Annotated in this window: 20 protein-coding genes and 1 tRNA gene; 8 read left to right on the top strand and 13 right to left on the bottom strand. The window is 64.7% G+C overall.

Annotated features, from left to right (window positions below):
• Positions 1-215 precede the first annotated feature (215 nt).
• Both W911_RS13195 and W911_RS18385 read left to right on the top strand, forming a co-directional pair.
• Complete coding sequence (locus W911_RS13195; protein ID WP_023788044.1) at positions 216-1,403, top strand: type III PLP-dependent enzyme; 1,188 nt, start codon at positions 216-218, stop codon at positions 1,401-1,403.
• Positions 1,404-1,507: 104 nt separating this feature from the next.
• A complete protein-coding gene (locus W911_RS18385) occupies positions 1,508-1,678 on the top strand; it encodes a hypothetical protein (protein ID WP_023788043.1) in 171 nt (56 codons plus the stop codon).
• Positions 1,679-1,726: 48 nt separating this feature from the next.
• Here W911_RS18385 and W911_RS13190 read toward each other — a convergent pair whose 3' ends face one another.
• Both W911_RS13190 and W911_RS13185 read right to left on the bottom strand, forming a co-directional pair.
• On the bottom strand, positions 1,727-1,927 hold the full coding sequence (locus W911_RS13190; protein ID WP_023788042.1) for a hypothetical protein: 201 nt from the start codon (positions 1,925-1,927) through the stop codon (positions 1,727-1,729).
• 184 nt (positions 1,928-2,111) lie between these two features.
• The gene (locus W911_RS13185) at positions 2,112-2,570 is read right to left on the bottom strand and encodes a DUF7282 domain-containing protein (protein ID WP_144083601.1); all 459 of its coding nucleotides are present in this window, start codon (positions 2,568-2,570) and stop codon (positions 2,112-2,114) included.
• A gap of 366 nt (positions 2,571-2,936) precedes the next feature.
• Between W911_RS13185 and cysK the strand changes: the two genes are divergently transcribed.
• A complete protein-coding gene (gene cysK / locus W911_RS13180; protein WP_023788040.1) occupies positions 2,937-3,926 on the top strand; it encodes a cysteine synthase A in 990 nt (329 codons plus the stop codon).
• A 92-nt stretch (positions 3,927-4,018) separates the two neighbouring features.
• Here the strand turns inward: cysK and W911_RS13175 are convergent, their stop codons facing one another.
• The 3 genes from W911_RS13175 to epsC form a co-directional block, all read right to left on the bottom strand.
• Positions 4,019-6,196: a family 2A encapsulin nanocompartment cargo protein cysteine desulfurase gene (locus tag W911_RS13175; protein WP_023788039.1), complete on the bottom strand. Its 2,178-nt coding sequence runs from the start codon at positions 6,194-6,196 to the stop codon at positions 4,019-4,021.
• Positions 6,183-7,094: a family 2A encapsulin nanocompartment shell protein gene (locus W911_RS13170; RefSeq protein ID WP_023788038.1), complete on the bottom strand. Its 912-nt coding sequence runs from the start codon at positions 7,092-7,094 to the stop codon at positions 6,183-6,185. Before W911_RS13170 ends, W911_RS13175 begins: the two co-directional genes overlap by 14 nt.
• 94 nt (positions 7,095-7,188) lie before the next feature.
• Positions 7,189-8,142 (bottom strand): serine O-acetyltransferase EpsC, encoded by a 954-nt coding sequence (gene epsC / locus W911_RS13165; RefSeq protein WP_023788037.1) that lies wholly within the window; start codon positions 8,140-8,142, stop codon positions 7,189-7,191.
• 254 nt (positions 8,143-8,396) lie between these two features.
• Between epsC and W911_RS13160 the strand changes: the two genes are divergently transcribed.
• Complete coding sequence (locus W911_RS13160) at positions 8,397-9,329, top strand: CysB family HTH-type transcriptional regulator (RefSeq protein WP_023788036.1); 933 nt, start codon at positions 8,397-8,399, stop codon at positions 9,327-9,329.
• 231 nt (positions 9,330-9,560) lie between these two features.
• Here the strand turns inward: W911_RS13160 and W911_RS13155 are convergent.
• Positions 9,561-9,635: transfer RNA gene (locus W911_RS13155), tRNA-Val, on the bottom strand.
• Between the two features lie 113 nt (positions 9,636-9,748).
• Positions 9,749-10,006 carry a sulfurtransferase TusA family protein gene (locus W911_RS13150; protein ID WP_023788035.1) on the bottom strand — a complete coding sequence of 86 codons (258 nt, stop codon included), beginning with the start codon at positions 10,004-10,006 and terminating at the stop codon, positions 9,749-9,751.
• A 234-nt stretch (positions 10,007-10,240) separates the two neighbouring features.
• Between W911_RS13150 and W911_RS13145 the strand changes: the two genes are divergently transcribed.
• A complete protein-coding gene (locus W911_RS13145) occupies positions 10,241-12,595 on the top strand; it encodes an efflux RND transporter permease subunit (protein WP_041318750.1) in 2,355 nt (784 codons plus the stop codon).
• 13 nt (positions 12,596-12,608) lie between these two features.
• Here the strand turns inward: W911_RS13145 and W911_RS13140 are convergent, their stop codons facing one another.
• From W911_RS13140 to epmA, 5 genes are all read right to left on the bottom strand, one after another.
• On the bottom strand, positions 12,609-13,277 hold the full coding sequence (locus W911_RS13140) for a hypothetical protein (RefSeq protein ID WP_023788033.1): 669 nt from the start codon (positions 13,275-13,277) through the stop codon (positions 12,609-12,611).
• 183 nt (positions 13,278-13,460) lie between these two features.
• Positions 13,461-15,611 carry a molybdopterin-containing oxidoreductase family protein gene (locus tag W911_RS13135; RefSeq protein ID WP_023788032.1) on the bottom strand — a complete coding sequence of 717 codons (2,151 nt, stop codon included), beginning with the start codon at positions 15,609-15,611 and terminating at the stop codon, positions 13,461-13,463.
• A gap of 245 nt (positions 15,612-15,856) precedes the next feature.
• A complete protein-coding gene (locus W911_RS13130) occupies positions 15,857-16,909 on the bottom strand; it encodes a lysine-2,3-aminomutase-like protein (RefSeq protein WP_023788031.1) in 1,053 nt (350 codons plus the stop codon).
• Positions 16,906-17,373, bottom strand: a complete 468-nt coding sequence (locus W911_RS13125) for a GFA family protein (RefSeq protein WP_023788030.1) — start codon at positions 17,371-17,373, stop codon at positions 16,906-16,908. The genes W911_RS13130 and W911_RS13125 overlap by 4 nt, the downstream gene beginning before the upstream one ends.
• A 31-nt stretch (positions 17,374-17,404) precedes the next feature.
• Positions 17,405-18,454: an EF-P lysine aminoacylase EpmA gene (gene epmA / locus W911_RS13120; protein WP_023788029.1), complete on the bottom strand. Its 1,050-nt coding sequence runs from the start codon at positions 18,452-18,454 to the stop codon at positions 17,405-17,407.
• Between the two features lie 253 nt (positions 18,455-18,707).
• On the opposite strand from epmA, the gene efp reads away from it, so the two are divergent.
• Entirely contained in the window at positions 18,708-19,316 is a 609-nt protein-coding gene (gene efp, locus W911_RS13115; RefSeq protein ID WP_023788028.1) for an elongation factor P, read from the top strand.
• 24 nt (positions 19,317-19,340) lie between these two features.
• Here efp and W911_RS13110 read toward each other — a convergent pair whose 3' ends face one another.
• Positions 19,341-19,949, bottom strand: coding sequence for an LOG family protein (locus W911_RS13110; RefSeq protein ID WP_023788027.1), 609 nt, complete (start codon positions 19,947-19,949; stop codon positions 19,341-19,343).
• 320 nt (positions 19,950-20,269) lie between these two features.
• Between W911_RS13110 and W911_RS13105 the strand changes: the two genes are divergently transcribed.
• Together W911_RS13105 and W911_RS13100 are read left to right on the top strand one after the other, a co-directional pair.
• Positions 20,270-22,027, top strand: a complete 1,758-nt coding sequence (locus W911_RS13105; protein ID WP_144083600.1) for a hypothetical protein — start codon at positions 20,270-20,272, stop codon at positions 22,025-22,027.
• Between the two features lie 132 nt (positions 22,028-22,159).
• Positions 22,160-24,136: an ABCB family ABC transporter ATP-binding protein/permease gene (locus W911_RS13100; RefSeq protein WP_023788025.1), complete on the top strand. Its 1,977-nt coding sequence runs from the start codon at positions 22,160-22,162 to the stop codon at positions 24,134-24,136.
• The last annotated feature ends 22 nt before the right edge of the window (positions 24,137-24,158 follow it).

The raw sequence follows: 24,158 nt of genomic DNA, 5'->3' as shown, positions 1-24,158 counted from the left end.
CGCGCTTCCGAGCGCACGCGTTGAACGCGCGTCAGTTTTGGCCGGCCGGCTTGTCGGAAAAGAGACAGGCCGGCCGTCACGCGTTTGTCATATGAATTGCTTGGCCCCAAGGGCCTTTACATCAAAGCCTCAAGGCCCTAAATGCGTGCCACGCACGGCGGATACGCTTCGCACGGCGCTTCTTTTCCAACCCATGTTGGTGGAGGTCCTGTGAGATGGAGCGATACAATTCAGCGGCCGAACTTGTCGCCGCCCGTAAGCCGGAGCGCCCCGTTCTTTGCGCTCGTCCCCATGCCGCCGGCCGCGCCGCGCGCTGGTTCCTCGAAAATTTCGAGGGCGACGTGGCCTATGCCTACAAAGCGAACAGCTCGGTCTTTCTGATCGGCGCGCTTTTTGGCGCTGGGATTCGTCACTTCGACGTGGCCTCGCTCCCCGAGATCGAGGACGCGGCGACGATCCCGGGCGCGAACCTGCATTTCATGCATCCCGTGAAGTCGCGTGAAGCCATTCGCCGCGCTTACCACGAGCATGGCGTCAGGAGCTTCGCGCTCGACAGCGAGGATGAACTCCGCAAGATCGTGGAGGAGACGTCGGACAGTTCCGGTCCCGCGCGCGATCTCGCGTTGTTCGTCCGCATCGCCGTGCCCGCCATCAACAGCCGCATCCCGCTGGAGCGCAAGTTCGGCACCGGCGGCCAACTGGCGGCACGCCTGCTTGTCGAGGCGCGCCAGGTCGCGGGTGACTTGGGCATCACCTTCCACGTCGGCTCGCAGACCATGACGCCGGATGCCTACGTCAACGCGCTCGGCGAAGTGCAGCGCCTGATCGGCATGGCAGGCGTCGTCGTCGACCGGCTCGACGTTGGCGGCGGCTTCCCGTCCGTCTATCCGAACATGCAGCCTGCCCCGCTCGCGCGCTTTCTCTCGGCTATCGAGGAAGGCGTCGACAAGATGCCCGTGCGAGACAACGTGCGCCTCATGTGCGAGCCCGGCCGTGCCCTCGTGGCAGAGGCCGAGAGCGTGGTCGTGCGCGTCGAGGCGCGTCGCGGCAACGACCTCTTCATCAACGATGGCGGCTACGGCATTCTGTTCGATGCGGCCCATCTCGGCTGGATCTATCCCGCGCGCCTCGTGAGCCGGGACGTGGGCCCGAGCGAGCCGCTGGTTCCCTTCGAGCTGTGGGGACCGACCTGCGATTCGATCGACCACATGAAGGGGCCGTTCCTGCTGCCGGCGTCGATCCGCGAGGGCGACTACCTCGAAATCGGCAACGTCGGCGCCTACGGGCGCGCCATCGCGGGCGACTTCAACGGCTACGGACGTTACGAAGAGGCGATCCTCGACGACGAGCCGATGATGACGCTCTATGCCGACGCCGAAACGCCGGCCGCGTTGCTGCGCTGAGTGTCTCAACAACTCTTCCGCGATTCTGAGTATAACTCCCGTTCGGCAGATTGCTGACGGTCGGGAATCGGATAGCTCGGGTGTGCTCTTTGCGGGGGACACTCATGGACATGCAATCCGCGTTTCAGCGTATTCGGCGTGCGCTTGAAGACTTCAACATGGAGATTGAGCGCGCGCGTGCGGAGCAGGCGATTAGCCAGAACCAGATCGCGTCGGTCGAGTACGAGCTCGATCAGATGAAAAAGCTCATCGCCGAGAGCGCGCTCGCGGAGTAAGCCCGGTACGCCGAACGAGCTTCGGCCGCCCCTGGGGCGACGACTGTCTCAGGTATCGAGATATTTCGCGAGCACGTCGGTCGCGGGCAGGCCGGGCTTGGCTTCGCCGTCGTCCGCCTCTCCGAAAAGGCGCTCGGCTTCGTCCGGGTCGGTATCGAGATGCTCCATCAGCGCGCTCGCAAGCGCTTGGCGCTCTTCCGGTGGAAGGCGCAGCGCCGTGAGCAGAATCGCTTTGACGCGTTCGTTCATCAGCCGCCTCGCGGTCCGCTGGCTGCCTCGCGCCGCAAGCGCGACTCAGGTCCCTAAGCGCAGGCACCCACCGATTAGACCGGAAGTCAGGTGCCGGATCAATTCCGAAAAGAAATGCGGCCGCCCGGACGATCCGGGACGGCCGCCTCCGGAAGCAGCCTGCTGAACGCCGGTGCGGGAAGACTTAGAGAACGTCGAACCTGTTTTCGAGCGGCTTCCCGTTGGGCCAGAACGGGGAATCCTCGCTCTTGTCGAGCTTCCGGTCGCCATCGTCGTCACGATAGAGCGAGGCCCATAGCGTCGAGCCGCTTTCGAGTTCCTGCTCGATTTCGACCGTTACGTTGTGGTGGTAGCCCGCTTCGAGCGGCACATAGCCCAGCACGTCGCCCGTGACTTTGCCCTCGTCGTCGCTGCCGTAGATAGCGACGTAACCGTCATGCGGCAGGCGGACGAAGCTGAAGCGAACCTCTTTGCTGCCGGCCTTTTGATCGAAGACAATCACCGAGGGATCGATCTCGTCGCTTGCGACATCGGGCACGCCGGGTGCCTGCGGTGCGGCCATCGCCTGTACGGCGAGGAAGGGCGCGAGAAGGAGCGCCGCGGCGCTCACAGAAAGTCGAGAGATAGGAGAGTGTTTCGTCATGGGGCTTTCCTCTTCTGCTTTTGCGCCGATGGGGAATGTCGGCGTCCTGGGAAAGCAACGCCACGCGGAGGCGACGGCTCCGTCACATCCGCTCACGTCAAGTTGTTTGGTTTTGAATAGAGGCGGCCTGTCCCTAAGGAACAGCACTGATATCGCCACCTCGCTCAGCGCGGGAACGTGACGCGCCGTGTTGTTCGCCGGCGGAGCCGAGACCGGGCCGATGCGGCGCTCCGCGTGACAGTGCATAAGCTAATCTGAACTTCTTCGTTCCGGCCCGCAGTGACGCGTGCAACGCTCCGCCCGCAATCATGTCCATCGCCAACGGCCGGCGCTTTGGCGCCTTGGCGCGATTCGAGATGTCTTCCAATGAATGAAATCACCGACCTGAAAACGCTCTCCGCGAAACCTGCGTGGGGACACGGACGCGTGTATGACAGCCTCACGGAAACGATCGGGAACACGCCGCTCGTGAAATTGAACCGGCTGCAAAAGGCGGCCGACATCCAGGGCAACATTCTCCTCAAGCTCGAATTCTTCAATCCGCTCTCGTCGGTGAAGGATCGCATCGGCGTGGCGATGATCGATGCGCTCGAAGCGAGCGGAGACATCACGCCGGCCAAGACCACGCTCGTCGAGCCGACATCCGGCAACACCGGCATCGGCCTTGCATTCGTTGCTGCCGCGCGGGGGTATCGGCTGATCCTCGTCATGCCGGAATCGATGTCGGTCGAGCGGCGCAAGATCCTCCGCCATCTCGGCGCGGAGCTGGAACTCACGCCCGCACCCGCAGGCATGGGCGGCGCAATCGCGAAGGCGCAAGAGATCCTGGAATCGATCCCCGGCTCCGTCAGTCCGAGCCAGTTCGAGAACCCTGCAAACCCGCTCGTGCACGAACGCACGACGGCTGAAGAAATCTGGCGCGACACCGGCGGCGACGTCGCAGCGATCGTGGTTGGCGTCGGCACCGGCGGCACGCTGACCGGCGTCGGACGCGTCCTGAAGGCGCGCAAGCCCGATATCAAGATCATCGCGGTTGAGCCCGAGGCCAGCCCCGTTCTGTCGGGTGGCGAAAAGGGCCCGCATAAGATCCAGGGCATCGGCGCGGGGTTCGTTCCCGCCGTTCTCGACCGGAGCCTCATCGACGAGGTGATCACGGTCCCGAACGACAAGGCGTTCGAATACGCGCGCCATCTCGCTCACGTCGAAGGTATTCCCGGCGGCATCTCGACGGGCGCCAATGTCTTTGCCTCGATCATTGTCGCGGGCCGCGAGGCCTATGCGGGAAAGAACGTCGTGACCTTCGCGCCGTCATCGGCCGAGCGCTACTTATCGAGCGATCTCTTCGGCCAGTCGTAACCACGCCCTGTCTCGACCGTTGCGTCCCGAACAAAAAACGGGGCGGTCAGCGCAATGCTGGCGGCCCCGTTTATTTATCGTGCACGCTCGGCTTAAGTGCGCACTAGGCCCGTTTCCGCCTGGATGTCCTCCAGCGCAGAGACGAGCACGTCGATCTCGCCGCAGGTATTGTAGAAGGCGAACGACGGCCGCACGGTTGTCTCCTGTCCGAAGCGGCGCAGGATGGGCTGGGCGCAGTGGTGGCCGGAGCGCACGGCGATGCCGTATTTGTTGAGCCGCGATCCCACCTCTTCGCTCGGGACGCCCTTGATCACGAGCGAGATCACGCTCGCCTTCTCGGGCGCCGTCCCGATGATCCTGAGGTTCGGGATCTGCAACAGCCGCTCCGTCGCGTACACGAGAAGCGAGTGCTCGTAGCGCGCGATGTTCTCCATTCCGATACGCTCGACGTAGTCGATCGCCGCGCCAAGCCCCACCGCATCCGCGATGTTGCCCGTGCCCGCTTCGAACCGCTGTGGGGACGCATGGATCTCCGTCCGCTCGTAGGTCACGTCACGGATCATGTTGCCGCCGGATTGATACGGCGGCAGGCTGTCCATCAGCGCCTTCTTGGCATAGAGCGCGCCGATGCCCGTGGGGGCGAACAGCTTGTGCCCCGAGAATACGAAGAAGTCGGCGTCCAGCTCCTGGACGTTGACCTTCATATGCGAGACCGACTGCGCGCCGTCGACCAGCACCTTCGCGCCCACCCGGTGAGCCATCTCGACAATAGCCTTGGCCGGCGTGATGGTGCCGAGCGCGTTCGAGACCTGCGTAAAGGCCACGAGCTTCGTCCGGTTGGTCAGAAGCTTGTTGAACTCGTCGAGCAGAAGCGCGCCGTGATCGTCGACGGGTGCCACGCGGAGCTTCGCGCCTTTCGCCAGACAGAGAAGCTGCCAGGGCACGACGTTGGCATGGTGTTCGAGGTTGGTGATGACGATCTCGTCGCCCGGCCCGATGTGCTGTTGCCCGTACGTTGCCGCAACGAGGTTGATCGCTTCCGTCGCTCCCCGCGTGAAGATGATCTCCTCCGGACCGCTCGCACCCAGGAAGTGCGCGACTTTCTGCCGTGCGCCTTCATAGGCATCCGTCGCGCGAGCCGCCAGTTCGTGCGCCGCCCGATGGATGTTCGAGTTCTCGTGCTCGTAGAAGTAGGAGATGCGGTCGATGACGGCCTTCGGCTTCTGCGTCGTGGCGGCGTTGTCGAACCAGATCAGCGGCCGGCCGTTCACGGTCTCCGACAGGATCGGAAAATCCCGGCGGATGGCGTGAATGTCGAACGCCGGATGCGCCGATTGAAGCTCCGACTGATGGAAGGGCGCAGCCCCCGCGCCCGAGACGTGCGCCTGACCCGGGATCGACACGCCATCGAGGAAGTAGAGCCCCGTATCGGTCGGCAGCCCCGGCACGGCAGGAACGGCCGGCACCGACGATACTGCAAGCGGCGCAAGCAGCGCATCGAGCTCCTTCTGGAACGGGATCTCGATCGGATAACCGCCAAGGCCGCCGAGTCCGCCGGACGGTGGCGTCGAAATGCCCGACGTATCGACGAGAACCGGCGCCGGCGGGTTCGCTGGCGGCGGCTGCGGAGGCGCGGGCTGATCGGCCCCCGTCTGAGCACCGGCGACCGAAGTCCCGCCACCCGCGTCCGATGGCGGCGTGCTGATCGTTCCCGCGTGGTTCAACGCACTGCCGGTATCGATCCCGCTCGGCAACGACGGATGAGCGCCGTTGATCAGCGGCTGCAAGGCGAGCGCGTCAAGCGGATCCGCCGTCGGCAGAGACACCGAAGGCGAGATGCCGATCCCCGGCGCGGATGGCGACGCGGCGCCATACGACGGCAGAGACGGCAGGCTCGGGCTGGCCGGAGTCTGTGTCCCGCTGAGGTCCATCACAGAAAACGCGGTCGGTGCCACAGGAACGGGAGAGGGAGCCGACGGCGCCTCGGACGTTGCGGCAACAGGATTTGGAACCGCTCCCGCCACACCCGTGGGGCTTGCGCCGACGCCGCCGAAAGAAGGTCCCGCAACCGTCGGCGCCTCGGGCGAGGGGAACGACGGCAGCGGCTCGCCTGGCGTTGCGGCGAAGAACGCGTTGGCCATGCGGGTCAGAAGGTCGGGGTCGGGCAAGCCCGGGGGTGGAAGACCACCCCCGCCATGGCTGCCCGCTGCGGCGGCGAGAGCGTCGAGGTCTGTCGGACCCTGAGGCAGTCCAAGATTAGCTGTAGACATGATACTTGCCCACCTCGACGCCTTCCAGAACACCGAGCGCATCGTCCGTCAGAACGGCGAGCGAGCAGTAGAGCGAGACGAGGTAGGAGGCGATCGCCTGATCGTTGATCCCCATGAAGCGGACCGACAGCCCCTTCGAAAGCTCGCCTGGCAGGCCGGGCTGGAAGAGACCGACCACGCCCTGCTTGGCTTCGCCGGTGCGGATCAGGAGGATGTTGGTCTTGCCGGCCTTCACTTCGAGCTTGTCGGATGGAATGAGTGGAATGCCGCGCCAGGTGAGGAACGGCGAGCCGAACAGCGTGACGGTCGGCGGGGGAACGCCGCGGCGCGTGCATTCACGGCCGAACGCGGCAATTGCCAGCGGATGCGCGAGGAAGAACGCAGGCTCTTTCCAGACGCGGCTGATCAGTTCGTCGAGATCGTCCGGCGTCGGCGCGCCGCTCCGCGTCTTGATCTTCTGCGAGGCGGCTGCATGCGCGAGCAGGCCGTATTCCTTGTTGTTGATGAGCTCGCTCTCCTGGCGCTCCTTCACCGTCTCGATCGTCAAGCGAAGCTGCTCTTTGATCTGGTTGTGCGGCACGCTGTAGAGATCCGAGACGCGCGTATGAACGTCGAGAACGGTCTGCACCGCGCTCAGGAGATACTCGCGCGGATTGTCGATGTAGTCGACGTATGTCTGCGGAAGCACGCGCTCGTCGCGCAGCGAGCAGGCCACCTCGACGCTGTCCGCATCCTTCACCTTGTTGACGCGATAGATGCCTGCCTCGACCGGAACCCAATTCAGGAAGTGCACCAGCCAACGCGGCGTGATGCTCGACATCTGCGGGACGGTTTTGGTGGCATTGGCGAGTTGCCGGGCAGAAATATCGCCAAGAGCTGTCTGTTTATCGTCTGCCATGTTTGACCCAAATTCTGCTATAATGGAGAATATTGTTATCGTGAATATGCTTATTCACGGAATGGAATTGGCCGTCAACGCCAAGATATTGGAATTAGATTCCCAGTCCAGCTTCGAAGGAATCCGCAATCGGCTGCGCTTGCAGCACGTGGCTCCCAGCCGGCACGCTACGCGTCAGCCACACGTTGCCGCCGATGACGGAACCGCGGCCGATGGTGATGCGCCCGAGGATGGTGGCGCCCGCGTAGATCACGACGTCGTCCTCGACGATCGGATGGCGCGGCGCGCCCTTGACGAGCGCACCGCTTTCGTCGACCGAAAAACGTTTCGCTCCGAGCGTCACCGCCTGATAGAGCCGCACGCGCTCGCCGATGACGGCCGTCTCGCCGATCACGACGCCCGTTCCATGGTCGATGAAGAAGCTTGAGCCGATCTCGGCGCCCGGATGAATGTCGATGCCGGTGGACGAATGCGACAACTCGCTGACGATGCGGGCAACGATTGGCGCTCCCAGCCGAAAGAGCTGATGCGCGACGCGGTGATAATAAATCGCCTTGATGCCAGGATAGCTCAGCAAAACCTCTTCGAGGCTCTTCGCCGAAGGATCGCCGTCGAAGGCCGCGCGCGCATCCAGGATGACACTCTCTCGGATGTGAGGCAGGCGCTCCGCGAAGTCGTGGGTGATGGATGCAACGATCCCTTCGATGGCCGTGTCGGCGCGCTGCTCCAGCGCGAACGTGAAGCGCAGTTCCTGGCTGAGGAGACCGCGCAACTGCCGGAGCGCGCTGTTGAGCGTGTTGCCGACGAAGTAGTCGATCCCCTTGTCGGTCGCATCCTGTCCGCCGCCGTGGCGCGGAAAAAGCGCTGCGAACAGCTCCTTCAGAACGCGGCCCGCGTTTTCCGGATTTGGAAGATCGCGCGCGTATGCGCTACGCGGCGTGAGGGTTCGCGCCCGGTCGCGGGAAGCCTTGAGCGCCGCGACGATGCGATCGAGCGGAATGGAAAGATCCACCGTGTCGAGCGGCGGAGAGTTCTCTTGGACGGTCATCGCGAAGGCCTTGTCGTGACGCTCACTCCCGACACTTTTATTGGCGCTCCGAGCCGCCGAGAAAGAAGAAGAACTCATAAGCTATGCAGATCGGCGCGGTGCGCAGCCAATCGGCGTTTCGGCATATGCATAGAAGAAATTGTTCTTTTGGCCGCTGCGAACGCCCGGCTACGCTCGTCCCTTGGCAAGCTTATTCTAAAACGTGAAGCGTGGACGCTTGGCCGGGCGTGGCAACGTTGCGGAGCCGTTGGCTTATGAATTTTCAGCAATTGCGCATCATCCGGGAAACCGTGCGCCAGCGCTTCAATCTGACGGAAGCAGCCAACGTGCTGCTGACCTCGCAATCCGGCGTCAGCAAGCACATCCGCGACCTTGAGGATGAGCTTGGTTTCGAGATCTTCGTTCGTCGCGGCAAGCGGCTTCTCGGCCTCACGGACCCAGGGCGCGAAGTCGCCGCTGTCATCGAGCGTATTCTTCTGGAAACCCAGAATTTGGAAGAGCTGTCGTCCAGCATTTCCCAAAGAGCGTGCGGCACCCTGGTGATCGCCACCACGCACACCCAGGCGCGCTACTCGCTTCCAGGTGTCATCGCCGAGTTCAAAAAATCATTTCCGGAAGTTCGCCTGACGCTCAAGCAACTTAGCCCCAAGGACATCGCGAGCGTGCTGCTGGAGGGGCTGGCCGATGTCGGCATTGCGACCGACACGCTTGAACACAATCCGCAGATCCTCACCTTCCCCTTTTACTCTTGGGAGCACGTCATCATCGTTCCCAAGTCGCACCCTCTTGCGCGCCGGAAGAATGTGACGCTGGAGGACATCGCTCCTTACCCGCTTATCACGTACGATGAAGGGCTCACGGGGCGCGCGCGCATCGACGACGCCTTTCAAAAGGCGTCGCTCGTCGCGGACGTGGCGATGACGGCACTCGATGCCGACGTGATCAAGGCTTATGTCGAGCTTGGCATGGGCGTCGGCATCATTGCGTCGATGGCGTTCGACAAGGAGCGCGACGCCAACCTCACGCGCATCGTGACGCCGAGGCTTTTCGAGATTAACACGTCGAGCATCGCGGTGCGGCGCGGCCGGTTCCTGCGCGGATACGTCTATCGCTTCATCGAAATGTGCGCGCCCGGCGTCACCGAGGCCCACGTCCGCACGGCCGAGCGCACGGCGGCGTCTTTGTAACGACCGCGATGGCCGGAAGACTGCGAAACTTGAGCGATGACGAATTGGTCCGAGCGCCTGACGCTCGGAGCCGCGCGCGTGAGCGACGACCTATGTCGCGCTCGGACCAATTCGGATGATTTGGCGGCTTCGGCCCGTAGGGCCTGGGAGCAAGGCGACCCGGCGCGCGCGCCGCCCCCGCGGAGCGCGCCCGAGCGCCTGGCGCTCGGAGCAGCGCGCGTGAGCGACAAATGGTGGGCGGTACTGGGATTGAACCAGTGACCCCACGCGTGTGAAGCGTGTGCTCTACCGCTGAGCTAACCGCCCGTTCGGGGTGACCCCGTCCATGGTCCTGCGGAATGCGGGCCGGGAGTATCCCGGCGCAAGACGACGCCGTTATGCGAGCAGCGTCCCCGGCCTGTCAAGCTCACCTGTCACGCTCAGGCGGCATCCGGCTGCCGGGCCGCCTTTTCGATCAGAAAGCGATGCACGCCCGATATCGCGCTCTGTCTCACGAGGCGGTGCCCCGTGGTGCGGCAGAAAGCCTCGAAATCGTCGGCTGCACCGGGGTCGCTGGCCAGCACCTCCAGCACCGCGCCGGGGGCGAGGCCCGCGAGCGCCTTGCGTGCCTTGAGGATCGGCAGGGGGCAGCGAAGACCGACGGTATCGAGGGTGGCGGATGCCGGGGCGGGTTCCATAGCACTCAATCTCCTGCCCAGGCCGATGCGAACCGAGGCTCAGCCGGTGGCTAGCTTCCGTGGATAGCTAGGGTATCGGACGCCGCTCTGCAATGGCGGATGCAACCTGTCGGGACCTTGCACGGGCGAGGCCCCGATGCCAGGGTGCCGCGCCGAGCGAAAATGCAGGCACCGGCGCATTGCCGTCGGCGGGGGCGGATCGAAGGGAAGCCGGCGGGAATGCCGGCATCGGGCATGGCTGACGACGACTTCCCGCGCCGATCCTTCTGGCTCTCGTTCGGCCTGGACCGCTTGGGGCTTGTGGCGCTCAAAGCGCCTTATGCCGTCCTCGCGCTGATCGTCGTCCTGACCGGCCTCGCGCTCGTCGGCGTGACCAAGCTCCGCGTCGACGACAGCCTTTCGGAGCTCTTCCGGGCCGATACGGCCGAGTTCCGCCAATATGAGGATATCGACCGCCGCTTTCCGTCGAGCGAGTACGACGTTCTGATCGTGGTCGAGGGGAAGGGATTGCTCGAACCGGACGGCATCCGGGCGTTCCGTGATGCGGTGATCGAACTGCAACTCACCGATGGCGTCGGCGGTCTCGTCTCGATGCTCTCCGCCCGCACCGCACCCGACGAGAACGGCTATGCCGCCCCCGTCGTGCCAGACGAGCTTCCGGCGGACGCCACGGGCTATGCCGCCGTCATGGCGGCTCTGAAGGAGAACGACATCGTCAAGGACAAGTTCTTGTCCGCTGACGGTGAGCTGGCGCTGATCGTGATCGCGCTCGACCGCAAGGCCGTGTCGGATCTTTCGGCTCGCACCGTGATCGGCGGCATCCGGGAGACGGTGGAGCGGGAACTCTCGGGCACGGGCCTCTCCGCCAGGCTCACCGGCGCGCCGGTGATGCAACTCGAAATCCGCAATGCCGTCGAGCGCGACCGGCTGATCTATAACGGCTTGGGTTTCCTCGCCGGCATCGTCGTCGCCTATCTCTTTTTCCGTCGCATCTCGCTCACGTTGATCGCCGTGCTCGGGCCCGCGATCGCGATTTTCTGGACGCTCGGCGTGCTCGGGCATCTCGATTTCCGTCTCAATGTGTTCATCAACGTGATCACGCCGCTGATCCTCGTCACCGGCTTTTCGGATTCGATGCACCTCGTATTTGCGATCCGGCGCGACATCCTCGCGGGCGTCGATCGCGTTGAAGCAGCCCGCAACGCGGTGCGTGACGTGGCCCCGGCCTGCCTGCTGACGGCCATGAACCAGGCGCTCTCGCTTGTCGTGTTCGCGTTCGCGACGTCCGCGCTCATTCGCACGTTCGGTCTCGCGGTGCTGATGGCGGTGACGATCACTTACGTCACCGTCGCCGTCGTCGTGCCGGTCCTCGCCGCGATCTTGATCCGGCGCGAGCCGCCCGCCGTTGTCGATCCGCGCATTCGCGAGGAGGGCGGCATCGGCGTCCTGCAGCGCGCGACGAGCGGGATCATGAACTTCGTCGGCTCACGGCCTCTTGCATTCGTCCTTGCGGGTCTCGTGGCCGTCGCCGCGACGGGGTATGCCTACGTCAACCTGAAGCCCATGTACCGGCTCGCCGATCAAGTGCCGGACCGCGAGCAGGCGCTCGCCGCGACGGGCAGCCTCGACACCAAGTTGACGGGCGCCAACCCCGTCCACGTGATGATCGAATGGGACAAGGCCGAGAGCGAAAATACGACCATCGCCTTGTACGACCCGGCCACGCTCGCCGTCATTTCGCGCGCGCACGAGGTGCTGGAAGGCCAAGCCGGGCTCGGCAACGTCTGGTCGCTCGAAAGCCTGCGCCGCTGGCTCCGCGCGGCGGGCGACGCCAGCGTCGAGACGGTTCAAAAGTATGTGGGCCTCTTGCCCGAGCATCTCGTGCGCCGCTTCATCGCGGCCGACGAGCAAGCGGTGCTCGTGACCGCGCGCTTGCCCGACATCGACGCGAGCGAGATCTTGCCCGTGGTGGACGAGATCGACCGCGCGCTCGATCCCGTTCGCGCTGCGAACCCCGGCTATCGGATATCGGTCACGGGCCTTCCCGCCATCGCCGCGCGCAACTCGGCCCTCCTCATCGGCGAGCTCAACGTCGGGCTGGTCGGCGACATCTTCCTGGTGTTCGTCTTCCTCGCCATCGCGCTTCGCTCGATGATGGTTGGTGTCGCGGCCGTGTTGCCCTCGCTGTTTCCGATCTTCGTGACGGGAACGCTGCTGTCGGTCAGCGGGCAGGGGCTCCAATTCGCGTCCATCGTCGCCATCGCGGTGGCGTTCTCGCTCGCAATCGATTCCACCATTCATTTCCTCAATCGGTTTCGACTGGAGGAAGACCGTCTCGGTGCCGGACCCGGGAGCGAGCAGGAAGTGTTGGCCCGCACGGCCCATCACATCGGTCCCGTCGTGGTGTTGACGACCATCGTGCTCGCGCTGGGCCTCGGCGTCACGATGCTGTCGGATCTGCCGTCGCTGCGCCTTTTCGGACAGCTCGCAGCGGTCTGTCTCTTTGCGTCGCTGTTCGCGCAACTCGTGATCTTGCCGGCCGCGGTCTCGCTCTATCGCCGCTGGTTTCCGTTGAAGCGCACGGCGTGAGGCGCGTTCTCGCTCACCAGTTCTCGCGCCAAAGCGGATAGGCCATCGCGCCGCGCGGAATGGTGATCTTGCCGTCGCGGCCGATTTCGCCACCGCCGCCAAGCTCGGCAGCCAGCTTGTTCGCGATGTTGACCTTGAGATTGGCGTTGGCCGCGCTCGAATATTTGATCTGATATTCGAAGCGCCCGACCGCCTGACGCACGATCTGGAACTGGAAGCGGCTCTCGTCGCCCTTGGGATTGGCGGAACCGAGGCACGCCCTGCGCAGAGCCGCCAGCTTGTCCTCGGTGTATTCGTAGATCGTACCCGTGAAGGTGAGCGTCACGTCCTCGACGTAGGAGCCCTTGAAGCTTGCATTGAGCAGGTTCGCCCAGCCGGCGTTAAGCCCGAACGTCTTCTGGTCGCGGACGGCGAAGGCTGCGCTGTCGAGGTTTTCCTCGATGCCGTCTTTGTCGAACGGCGCCCGGCAGCGCACGACGTTGACCTTGAGCAGCTTCTCTCCCGTGCGCTGGTAGGTGCGCTTGTCGAGATGTCCCCGCGCGATGGTGCCCGGCGTGTAGGCCGCCAGCGGCGGGCTCATACGCAGCACGTTGAGATTGTCGGAGATGGCATCGGCGTGCGCAATGTGAGGAACGGTAAAACACAGGCCGAGCGCCCACACGCTCCGACACACAAAACGCATGACACCTACCCCGCTCGAACAATGCCCACGTAGATTTACCGGGGAGCAGGGGCGCTCGGCAATCGGCAGCACGCTGAATTGAGCGAGCTGTGTGCTGTCGCTGCCACGATGCCCGGACACGCAAAAAAACGAGAATGGCCGCGGGCGCCCCCGCGGCCATTTCGAATTCCGGTGCTCCCGCCGTCAGTTGACGCGCGTCACCTCCACCAGGTTGTCGGAGTACGTCGGCGCGCGGCCGAGCCCCGACCACGCATCCGACGAGATCGAGTTGACCGAGCCGTCCGAGCGGTTGAGCGAACGCCAGTATCCGAGCGTGGCCACCACGAGGCCCGGCGGCACGTCATCGGTGACGCGCGCCAGCCCCTCGAAGCTGCCGCGCGAATTGGCGACGCGCACGGGATCGCCGTGCCGGATGCTCCGCGTTTCGGCATCCGCAGGCGAGATCATCACGAACTGCTCGCCCTGGCCTCTGATCTTGTGCGGCTCGTTCGCGTAGCACGAGTTCAGGAAGCCGTGGCTCTTCGGCGTGATGATGTTGAGCGGAAACGCCTTCGCGAGTTCGGCGTCGGCTTCCGCCGTCTCGCGCATGGCGACGTAGCCGGGCAGCGGATCGACGGGCGATCCGTCCTGGTCGCCGTCGTACATGGCGCGGAAGGGACCAGCGACGAAGTTTTTCGTATCCTCGGGCAGCAGCACTTCCACCTTGCCCGACGGCGTCGGGAACTTGCCCTCGGCGTGCGGCGCGCGCGTGTCCACCGGCCCCACGTCGATCCTGTAGAAACCGTGCTCCTTGAAGTAGTCCATGTCGACGCCGCCCATCTTGGGATCGTCCCAATTGATGTAGGCAGCGCACAACTCGCTGTCGGTCATTTTGAAGACAGGATCGTCGAAGCCCATCTCCGCCGCGAGCAAGCGCCACAGATCGCTCGTCGGTTTGCACTCGCCGGGCGGATCGACGGCCTTCTCGTTATAGGTGAGGTAAAACGTGCCCCACGACCACATCATGTCCTCGGCCTCGCCCGCCATGGTGGAGGGCAGGATGATATCGGCATACTTCGCCGTATCCGTGATGAAGTGTTCGGCCACGACGGTGAACAGATCCTCCCGCTGCAGTCCCTGCACGATCTTGTTCGTCTCGGGCGATTGGCTCACCGGATTGGTGCAGAAGACGAACAGGCTCTTGATCGGTGGATCGAGCTTCATCTCGCCGGTGAGCGCCTGGCCGAGGCGGAGATTGTTGATCGCGCGCGTGCCCGGCTTGATGAAATCCGGCCGCGCCGCCTTGGCCCAGTCGACGGGAAAATCCCACAGCGGAAGTTGCAGCATTCCGCCGCCCACATGCCGCCAGGAGCCCGCGAGCGCCGGCAGCGCGTAGATTGCGCGTGACGCCTGTGCACCGCCCGCCGAACGCTCGATGGCGACGCCGATGCGGATCGCGGACGGCTGCGAGGTCGCGAACTCGTAGGCGAACTTTTTCACGTCGTCGGCTTTGACGCCCGTAACGCGCTCCACGTACTCGGGCGTGAAGTCCGCCGCGCGCTCTTTGAGCTCCGGAAAGCCGTGGACATGCTTGTCCACGTAGTCCTGATCGACCAAACCCTGCTCGATCATCGAATTGATGATGCCGAGCGCGAGCGCGCCGTCCGTCCCGGGCTTCAGCGCGATGTGCCAGTCGGCGCCCTTTGCCGTACGCGAGCGGTAAGGATCGACGACGACGATCTTCGCGCCGCGCTTCTGCGCTTCGAGAATGAACGGCCAGTGATGCAGGTTGGTCGAGATCGTGTTGCACGCCCAGATCACGATGAACTTGGAGTGCACGAAGCTTTCGGGATCCACACCACCCGTTGGGCCGTGCGTCATGAGCCACGCCGTGGAGGAACCCGACGTGCAAAACGTCTTCTCGTTCACCGTCGTCCCGAGGCGGTTGAAGAACGGATCGCCCGAGTTGATACCCTGCACGAGACCCATGTTTCCGAGATAGCTGTAAGGCATGATCGCCTGCGAGCCATGCACGGCAATGATCTCGCGCCACTTGGCGCCGATGGTCTTGATTGCCTCGTCCCAGGTGATGCGCTCGAACGTATTGCCCCCGTTGGGCCCGGAGCCTTTGGGGCCGACGCGGCGCAGCGGATACATGAGCCGGTCCGGATTGGCGTGGTGATCGTGGAAATCCTTGAGCTTCACGCAGAGGCCGCCACGCGTGTACGGATGGTTTTTCTTGCCGCGCACGTCCACGAGCTTGCCATCCACCACGTGGTATTCCATGGCGCAGGTGTCCGGGCAGTCGTGCGGACATGCGCCGTGAAAGACTTGGGGCTTGATCTGCTCGTTCATAGGGTGCGTCCTCCGTCGCGTTTCCGTGATCCCTGGACCCGCCTTCCGCTCCGTTAGGAGGTGGCCGGTCTCTATTGTTGAGATGCGACACTCTGACATCGGGGGCGGTTGCCCGCAAGCGGTTGCTTTTGCGGGCAAAATGCCCGTGGCCCGCTGACAACACGGTGTTTTTCACAATATCAAAGAGGTGGGCGGACGAGCGAAATAGCCGCTGAAATATAGCGCGTATCCTGCGGCGCTTGATGCTACGGCGCGCACGCGCCGTCGGTGCGATGCAACGTTCCCGATGGATCGGCGACGAGGGTACCGTCGTCGCTGAGATAGTCCGGCCCAACCGGCACCTTCCCGTGGCCGCCCGGAATATCCAGCACATACGTGGGCATCGCGAGGCCGGAAAGACGCTGTCTCAGCGCGCGCATCAGCGCCTGGCCCTCCGCGATGCTCGTGCGGAAGTGTGCGGTGCCCGGCGCAAGGTCGCCATGATGGAGATAGTAGGGCGTGACGCGCGCCTCCACGAACGCCCGCATCAGCGCTTCGAGCGTATCCACGTCGTCGTTCACATCGCGCAGCAGCACCGTCTGGCTGACGAGCGGAATGCCCGCATCGACAAGACGCGCAATCGCGGCGCGCGAAACGGCCGTCAGTTCGCGCGCATGGTTGGCGTGCAGCGCGACGTAGACGGTTTTGCCCGATGCGCGAAGCGCTGAAACAAGATCCCCCGTCACGCGCTCGGGCGCCACGACGGGCACCCGCGTATGCCAGCGGATGACCTTGACATGCGCGATGTCGCCAAGCGCACGGCTCACGTCTTCCATGCGCCGTGGGCTCATGATGAAGGGGTCGCCGCCGGTCAGGATCACTTCCCAGATTTCGGGATGCGCACGGATGTACGAGAGCGCCGCGTCAAGCTCGTCGGACGTGAGGTTGGCGTCCGCGGCCGGGCCCACCATCTCGCGCCGGAAACAGAAGCGGCAGTAGACGGGGCACACGCCCACGATCTTCAACAGAACGCGATCCGGATACCGATGCACGATGCCGCGCACGGGGCTCTTGGCGTGATCGCCGATAGGGTCCGCGCGCTCCTGCGGCGTCGTTTCGAGTTCGCGCACGTCGGGCACGAACTGGCGCGCAATCGGATCGTGCGGATCGCTGGGATCGATCAGCTCTGCCATCGCCGGCGTCACGGCAACGGCATACCGGACGCCTACGGTGGCGATGCTCTCCTCCCGCTCGGCCGCCACCAAGCCCGCGTCGACGAGGTCGCTGGCGTTTCTGAGTGTCTGGCGAAGGCGGGTCATGGGGGTGGCCAGATTTCGGTGTCGTGGTCGGGGTGCTGGTTTGAGATCACGTTGACCAGAAACGCTGCATTGGGATCGGCCAGTGTGTGCTGCTCGGGAAGTGCGTGCACGCGATCCGTATAAGGGAGCTTGCCCTCGACGCCCCACTGCACGACAGGCGTGAAATCTTGCGGCCGGTCGAAAGCGCCGATGGCGAGTGCGATGCCGTCGGGAGCTTCGTACGTGAGCGGCGTCCCGCAGTCGCCGCAGAAACCGCGCGCCACGATGTTAGACGATTGAAACCTCTTCGGCGCGCCACGTGTCCACGTGAGCGTGGCCTTCCCCACGGAAACGAGTGGCGCGTAAAAGCCTCCGAACGCCTTCTGGCACATCCGGCAATGGCAAACGGACGCATCGCCGAGCGCGCCATCGACGCGGAAGCGAACGGCACCGCACTGGCACCCGCCGGAATGTGTCTCGGTCATGGGGCGTCTCACCGCTCGAAGCCTCGCGCCTTTACTTGCGCTCATCGGTCAACGGTGTCCAGATCACCTGATCGACGTTCGACGCACCTGCGGCCAGCATCACGAGCCGGTCGAAGCCGAGCGCCGCCCCGGCGGACGCCGGCATATGCGGCAGCGCAGCCAGGAAATCCTCGTCCAGCGGATAGCGCTCGCCATAGAGCCGCGCCTTCTCGTCCATCTCATGCATCAGGCGGCGGCGTTGCTCGCCAGCATCGCCAAGCTCGCCGAAGCCGTTTGCGAGCTCCACGCCCGCAATGTAAAGCTCGAACCGCTCCGCGGCTTCCGGCCGCCCTGGCACGGGTCGCGCAAGCGCCGCTTCAGGAGACGGATAGTCGTAGAATATCGTCGGCCGCGGAAAGCCGAGGCGCGGCTCTATCTTCTCCACCAGCACACGCGAAAAAATGTCGGACCAAGTGTCGTCGTCCGCGATCCGGATGCCGGCCGCAGCCGCGCGCTCCGCCAGCGCGTCGCGATTCCCATGTCCGCCGGGGCACGTGTCGAGCAGCCGGAATCCCGCGAAACGCGCGAACGCATCATCGACGGAAAGCCGCTCGAATGCGCTGTCGATCTCCGTTTCGCGCCCGCGCCAAGTCCATGTCGTGCGCCCCGCCGTGCGCGCCGCAAGCGCCAGGATCGCCGCGCAATCCTCCCAGAGCGTCTCGTAGGGCACGCCGGTGCGATACCATTCGAGCATCGTGAATTCGGGCGCGTGGAGCGCACCGCGCTCCCGGTTCCGGTAGACCGGCGCGAACGTGAAGATCTTGTCCTCGCCCGCGGCCAGCAGCTTCTTCATCGCGAACTCGGGCGATGTGTGAAGGTAGAGCCGCTGCCGTTCGAGGTCGGTGCCGACGAGATCTGTCCCGAAGGCATGGAGGTGCGTCTCGTTACCCGGCGAGACCTGGAGCGCACCCGCCTCAATCTCGACGAAGCCCTGATCCGTAAACCATGCCCGGAGGGCCGCCTTGATCCGCCCCCGTAGGAGAAGGCCCGGCCGGCGATCCCGGTGGCGGTCGGCATCCCACCAGGGGGAGGGAAGGGGCATGAGACGCGGTCCTTGAAAATGCGGCTGTGAGGCGCTGTGCGGCGCACCCTATCGAGGCACGCAGGGACGCATCAAGCCGATTTGAGCGGCGATCTGGAGTGTCCCAGCCCCGCCCCTTGGCCTCGAACCCGATCCAGAGTATGAAGCGCCACGATTTTCGGACCACGATTGCGCCGGGTCTCTGGGCCTGAGGCGTGCGTCGGCGGGCTCGACAAAGACGAGAGCCCCGCGCTGGGCAGCGGCCAAGGCTGTGATGAGCGCCGGGCCGCAACACGTTCAGCAGGAGAAGACCGTGGTCAAGGTGATCGCAAGCTCGATTCGTAAAGGCAATGTTCTCGATCTCGACGGCAAACTCGCCGTCGTCATCTCGGCGGAGAACATCCACCCCGGCAAGGGCACCCCCGTCACCCATCTCGAAATGCGCCGCATCTCGGACGGCGTGAAAGTGACCGAGCGCTACCGCACCACCGACCAGGTCGAGAAAGCCTTCCTCGAAGAGAAAGACTACAATTACCTCTACGAAGACGACATGGGCTTCAACTTCATGGAGCCGGAGACGTACGACCAGATCGCCGTTTCGAAAGATGTGATCGGCGATCAGGCGGTCTGGCTGCAGGAAAACATGTCCTGCAAGCTCTCGCTGTTCGAGGGCAACGCGATCGCCATCGAGCTTCCCGCCCGCGTCACCTTCGAGATCGTCGAGGCGGACCCCGTGGTGAAGGGCCAGACGGCCTCGTCGTCTTACAAGCCTGCGAAGCTCGAAAACGGCGCCCGCATCATGGTGCCGCCGCATATCGCCTCCGGCACGCGCGTCGTCGTCATGACGGCGGACGGCTCCTACGTCGAGCGCGCGAAAGACTGATCGCGCGCTGCATGGGTTCTGATTTCAGAATTTGATGAGCGTGGCGGGCTCGGGAACGGGGCCCGCCTCCGCGTGCATGGCCTGCAGGCGCGGCACGATCTCGGCCGCGTCCGTCACGATGCCATAGCTCACTTCGAGCCCCGGCCGGATGAAGGCCTGGCTGCGCATGTGCTCCAGCAGATGCAGGAACGGGCTCCAGAAGCCGGAGATATTGGCGACCACGATCGGCTTGGTGTGCTGCCCGAGCTGTGCCCACGTGAGCTGCTCGACCAGCTCTTCCAGCGTGCCGATGCCGCCGGGTAGCGCGACGAACGCGTCCGAGTGCTCGAACATCAGCCGCTTGCGCTCGTGCATATCGGCGGTGACGATGAGATCCGAGACATCGTGCAGCATCTGCTCCCGTTCGGAGAGAAAGTCGGGGATGATGCCCGTGACCTTGCCGCCGCCTTCGAGCGTTGCGCGCGCCACTTCGCCCATGAGGCCGAGCCCGCCGCCCCCGTAGACGAGGCCGATGTTTGCGTCTGCCAGCGCCCGGCCGAGCGTGCGGGCGGCATCCGCATAGACGGGGTTCTCGCCGTGCCCCGAGCCGCAATACACGCAGACGCTACGCACCGTGTCGGGACGAGCACGCATGTCCGATTTTCCATGAGTGTTGGCCCGCGCGCCGGTTTGACCGGCACGGGTACGCTGGGCAGAGGCAGGTGGTGGATGTTTCAACGGAGTTCCTTATGTGTGAGGATGGCGCCGCAGCGCCGAGATTAACCTCCTGTTTACAAATGGGGTGTGACGGCGTGTCTGCCAATGGCGAGGCTGAAAAGCATCAGCCGTCCGGGGTAATCGACCCGTCAGCTTAAGAAAATTTGGAACTTCCTTTGCTCCCCTGCCAACGGGTGCCGTAGTCTCGCCCCAAGAACAAAGCGCGGGAAGCGCAAGGGTGGGGAGTGGGTTGCGTAATGAGTACGGGGCGGAACGAAAATTTCACAAATATTCCAGGGGTCTGCGGGCTGGCTGTGCTGCTGTGCGGACTGCACGTTTCGCCGGATGCGCGGGCGGACACGCCGTCGCCTGCGGAGCGGATCGAGGTCGCTCAACACGACGGTACGGCGTTCAGTCAGGTCACGGAGTGGCTGGAGCGCGCGCAACGCACCTATCAGGTCGAGGTGGCGGGCAGGCTCTCCACGCCGCGCGCAGCCGCAGGCATAGGGGAGCAACAAGCCGCCGCAGATGAGCCGTCGGGCCTATGGGGCCGGATATGGGGCGCGATCGATACGGCGATGGGCTACCTCTCGTTCTGGCTGGACCGCGCCTACGAGGTGGCGGGCCTCCCGGCGCCCGCTCTGCCTTATGCCTCCGACAGCAGGCTGGACCGCGAAACCCGCGCCATCGCCGAAGCGCGCCAGCAGGCGGAATCGGAATGGAAGAGCCTGGAGGAGCGCGCCGAAGCCGTCGCCCGCGATGCCGCCCGCGAGGCGGACACCTCACGCGAGGCGGTGCAAATGGCAACGGCAGGAGAGCTTCCGGCGGTCCATCTGGCGGACGCGGAGCGCGCTCGCGCCGAGCAGCGCAAGGCGGAGCTCGCTAGGCGCAAGCAGGAACTGGACCGGCAGATCGCCGACGGCTTGCAGAAGCTCGAAGAGTTTACCGAGGCCGACGAAGCCGGAAAGCAGCGCATCAGAGACGCCGCCCGCAACGCCGAGGAGGCGCTGAAGGCCGCCGAGGACAAGCTGAGCGAGGCGAAAAAGGCCGAGGAAGCGCGCCGCGTCGCAGAAGCAGAGGCCGTCGCGCAGCGTGCCGAAGACGAAGCGCGCCGTAAGACCGAAGAGGCCGAGACGGCGCGCAAGGCGGTTGAGGCGGAAGCGGCGCGTAAAGCCGAGGAAGAGCGTCGCGTCGCGGAAGCCAAGCGGCAGGCGGAAGACGTCGAGAAGGTGCGACTTGCCGCCGAGCAGGCAGAAGCCGCACGCAAAGCCGAGGAGGCGCGCCGCGTAGCCGAAGCGCGCCGGCGCACCGACGAGGCTCTGAAAGCGCAGAAAGCGGCCGAAGCGCAGGTGCTGGCAGATGCGGCCGCCGCCCGGCGCACGTTGGAAGACGCCCGGCGTCTCTCCGTAGAGCGGCGCAGAGCGGAGGCGGCGGAAAAGGCCGCAAAGGCCCAGCCGGCGCAAAAGGCGGAGATCGCCGCCGACGAGCGCACGCAGCAGGAAGACGCCTCAGCCGCAGCGGCACGCGCGGATGCGGAAGAGACGCCGTCTCCCGACCGCACCACCGACGCGGTCGCAGAGGATGTCGCGGAGAGCCCACGCACGACAGCGGCGCAGACTGCCGCCACGCGTGAAACGCATGAGGCGACGCGCGTCGCTGCCGCGGCCAACACCGAAGCTGCCCCGCGTCGCGCCGTAAGTCCGAGAAAGAAGGTTCGGATGAAGGCCCGCGCCCACCGCGCGAAGGTATCGACCCAACGCGCGGGGCGCCCGCGCAGCGCGCTCGGATGCAAGTGGCGCAAGCCGTCCTATGCGCACAAAAAGCGCGCGCGAACCGTGAAGCGCCGTGAGGCAACGCTGTGGCAGAGGGTTCAGCGACGCGTCTCCAGCCGGGTGTCGACGCGCGCCGCGCGCTCCGTCGCGCCGGATCGGGTGAGGGACGCCAAGAAGTGCTGCACGAAACGCTGCGCCAAGCGCATCCGAGTGGGCCGCAAGGCGGGGCGCACCGGCATCTAACTCAGCGGGCGAAGGGATTGCACGCTGGCCACCCAATGACAAAAGAGGCTAAGTCTCTCGCCTGCTTCGCCAGGGGCCCCGCCGTTTGGCGCTGATCCGATACGGACCTGCGCACGTAGCGCATTGAGAGACATGAGACCCAGAAACATCGCGACATCGCAGGCGAGCCGGAGCGAGCGGCCGGACTTGCTCGGCCTTTCCGCCGAAACGAGCCACTGGACGGTTTTTCGGAGCTTGCTGCCGTTCATCTGGCCGGCCGGCCGGCCGGATCTCCGTCTGGAAGTGATCGGCGCGCTGGTCGTGCTTGTGATCGCCAAGCTCGTGACGGTTGCCGTGCCGGTGGCGTTCAAGACGGTGACCGACTGGCTCGCAACAGATATGACCGCCGCGGAAGCCGCCGCGAAGGGGCTCGTCCTCGGCGTCTCCATGCTGATCGTCGCCTATGGCGTAGGGCGCGTCTTGATGATGGCGCTCAATCAGATGCGCGACGTACTCTTCACGCGCGTCGGCCAACACGCCATCCGCGAACTCAACAACCGCACCTTCCGCCATTTGCACAAGCTCTCGCTGCGCTTCCATCTGGAGCGGCGCACGGGCGGCCTCTCGCGCGTGATCGAGCGCGGCACGCGCGGCATCGATCTCATCGTCCGCATGGGCGTGATGCAGCTTGCGCCGACTGTGATCGAGCTTGTGCTCGTGTCTGCATTGCTCGTGTTCTACTTCGACTGGAGCTACGTGCTGATCCTGCTGGCCACCGTGGCGGTCTACATGTGGTACACGTTCGTCGCGTCCGAGCGGCGCATCGCCATCCGCCGCGAGATGAACGAGAGCGATACCGAGGCCAACACCAAGGCCATCGACAGCCTCCTGAACTTCGAGACGGTGAAGTACTTCGGAAACGAGGACGCGGAGGCCCGCCGCTACGATGCTTCGATGGCGCGCTACGAAAAGGCCGCCGTCAAAACCTACTATTCGCTTGGCATGTTGAATGCGGGTCAGGCCGCCATTTACACCGTTGGCATGACGCTCGTGATGTGGCTCGCCGCCACCGGCGTGATGGCGGGCACGCATACAGTGGGCGACTTCGTGCTCATCAACGCGTTGATGATCCAGCTTTCTATGCCGCTCAATTTCCTCGGCATGGTCTATCGCGAGATCAAGCAGGGTCTCGTCGACCTCGAAACCATGTTCGCGCTGCTGGCGGAGAAGCCCGAGGTGGAGGATCGGCCGGGCGCGAAACCGCTCGTCGTCCGCGAAGGCACGGTGCGCTTCGACAACGTGTCGTTCTCCTACGACGGCGACCGGCAGATCCTTCACGACATTTCGTTCGAGGTTCCGGCCGGAAAGATGGTCGCCATCGTGGGCCCGTCGGGTGCGGGCAAGTCGACGATCTCGCGCATTCTGTTCCGCTTCTACGACATCGACCGGGGCGCCGTGACCATCGACGGTCAGGATATCCGCGACGTGACGCAGACATCGCTCCGCGCGGCCATTGGCGTCGTGCCGCAGGATACCGTGCTCTTCAACGACACGATCCTCTACAACATTCGCTACGGTCGCCCCGACGCGAGCGACGAAGACGTGCATGCCGCGGCCCGCCTCGCGCAGATCGACAAATTCATTGCAACCCTTCCTCAGGGGTACGCAACGATGGTGGGCGAGCGCGGCCTCAAGCTTTCCGGCGGCGAGAAACAGCGCGTCGCGATCGCACGCACGATCCTGAAAGGCCCGCCGATCTTGATGCTGGACGAAGCGACGAGTGCCCTCGACAGCCACACCGAAAAGGAAATCCAGGACGCGCTCGACCGCGTGGCAGCCGACCGGACGACGCTCGTCATCGCCCACCGCCTCTCGACCATCGTCCACGCCGATGCGATCCTCGTACTCGACAAGGGGCGGCTCGTGGAGCAGGGCACGCACGCCGAATTGATTGCGAAAGAAGGGCTGTATGCGAGCCTTTGGAGCCGCCAGAGGCAAGCGGAGCGCGCCCGCGAGGAACTGGCGGCCGCGCTCGAGTCTGCCGGCGCATCCGCGTCACCCCTGCCGTCGGCGGCCTATCCGCAGCCCGCTGGGCCGAACTTCGACCCCGAACGCCCGTTCGACGATTGACCGCGATGTGCAACCGTCGGAA

This window comes from Hyphomicrobium nitrativorans NL23 (assembly GCF_000503895.1).
GTDB classification, from domain to species: domain Bacteria; phylum Pseudomonadota; class Alphaproteobacteria; order Rhizobiales; family Hyphomicrobiaceae; genus Hyphomicrobium_C; species Hyphomicrobium_C nitrativorans.
This window is presented reverse-complemented; position numbering and strand designations above follow the sequence as displayed.

Bases quoted from the DNA above. Each gene is read 5' to 3' on its own strand.
- W911_RS13195 (WP_023788044.1), top strand. From the start codon at position 216: ATGGAGCGATACAATTCAGCGGCCGAACTTGTCGCCGCCCGTAAGCCG.
- W911_RS18385 (WP_023788043.1), top strand. From the start codon at position 1,508: ATGGACATGCAATCCGCGTTTCAGCGTATTCGGCGTGCGCTTGAAGAC.
- W911_RS13190 (WP_023788042.1), bottom strand. From the start codon at position 1,927: ATGAACGAACGCGTCAAAGCGATTCTGCTCACGGCGCTGCGCCTTCCA.
- W911_RS13185 (WP_144083601.1), bottom strand. From the start codon at position 2,570: ATGACGAAACACTCTCCTATCTCTCGACTTTCTGTGAGCGCCGCGGCG.
- cysK (WP_023788040.1), top strand. From the start codon at position 2,937: ATGAATGAAATCACCGACCTGAAAACGCTCTCCGCGAAACCTGCGTGG.
- W911_RS13175 (WP_023788039.1), bottom strand. From the start codon at position 6,196: ATGTCTACAGCTAATCTTGGACTGCCTCAGGGTCCGACAGACCTCGAC.
- W911_RS13170 (WP_023788038.1), bottom strand. From the start codon at position 7,094: ATGGCAGACGATAAACAGACAGCTCTTGGCGATATTTCTGCCCGGCAA.
- epsC (WP_023788037.1), bottom strand. From the start codon at position 8,142: ATGACCGTCCAAGAGAACTCTCCGCCGCTCGACACGGTGGATCTTTCC.
- W911_RS13160 (WP_023788036.1), top strand. From the start codon at position 8,397: ATGAATTTTCAGCAATTGCGCATCATCCGGGAAACCGTGCGCCAGCGC.
- W911_RS13150 (WP_023788035.1), bottom strand. From the start codon at position 10,006: ATGGAACCCGCCCCGGCATCCGCCACCCTCGATACCGTCGGTCTTCGC.
- W911_RS13145 (WP_041318750.1), top strand. From the start codon at position 10,241: ATGGCTGACGACGACTTCCCGCGCCGATCCTTCTGGCTCTCGTTCGGC.
- W911_RS13140 (WP_023788033.1), bottom strand. From the start codon at position 13,277: ATGCGTTTTGTGTGTCGGAGCGTGTGGGCGCTCGGCCTGTGTTTTACC.
- W911_RS13135 (WP_023788032.1), bottom strand. From the start codon at position 15,611: ATGAACGAGCAGATCAAGCCCCAAGTCTTTCACGGCGCATGTCCGCAC.
- W911_RS13130 (WP_023788031.1), bottom strand. From the start codon at position 16,909: ATGACCCGCCTTCGCCAGACACTCAGAAACGCCAGCGACCTCGTCGAC.
- W911_RS13125 (WP_023788030.1), bottom strand. From the start codon at position 17,373: ATGACCGAGACACATTCCGGCGGGTGCCAGTGCGGTGCCGTTCGCTTC.
- epmA (WP_023788029.1), bottom strand. From the start codon at position 18,454: ATGCCCCTTCCCTCCCCCTGGTGGGATGCCGACCGCCACCGGGATCGC.
- efp (WP_023788028.1), top strand. From the start codon at position 18,708: ATGAGCGCCGGGCCGCAACACGTTCAGCAGGAGAAGACCGTGGTCAAG.
- W911_RS13110 (WP_023788027.1), bottom strand. From the start codon at position 19,949: ATGCGTGCTCGTCCCGACACGGTGCGTAGCGTCTGCGTGTATTGCGGC.
- W911_RS13105 (WP_144083600.1), top strand. From the start codon at position 20,270: ATGAGTACGGGGCGGAACGAAAATTTCACAAATATTCCAGGGGTCTGC.
- W911_RS13100 (WP_023788025.1), top strand. From the start codon at position 22,160: ATGAGACCCAGAAACATCGCGACATCGCAGGCGAGCCGGAGCGAGCGG.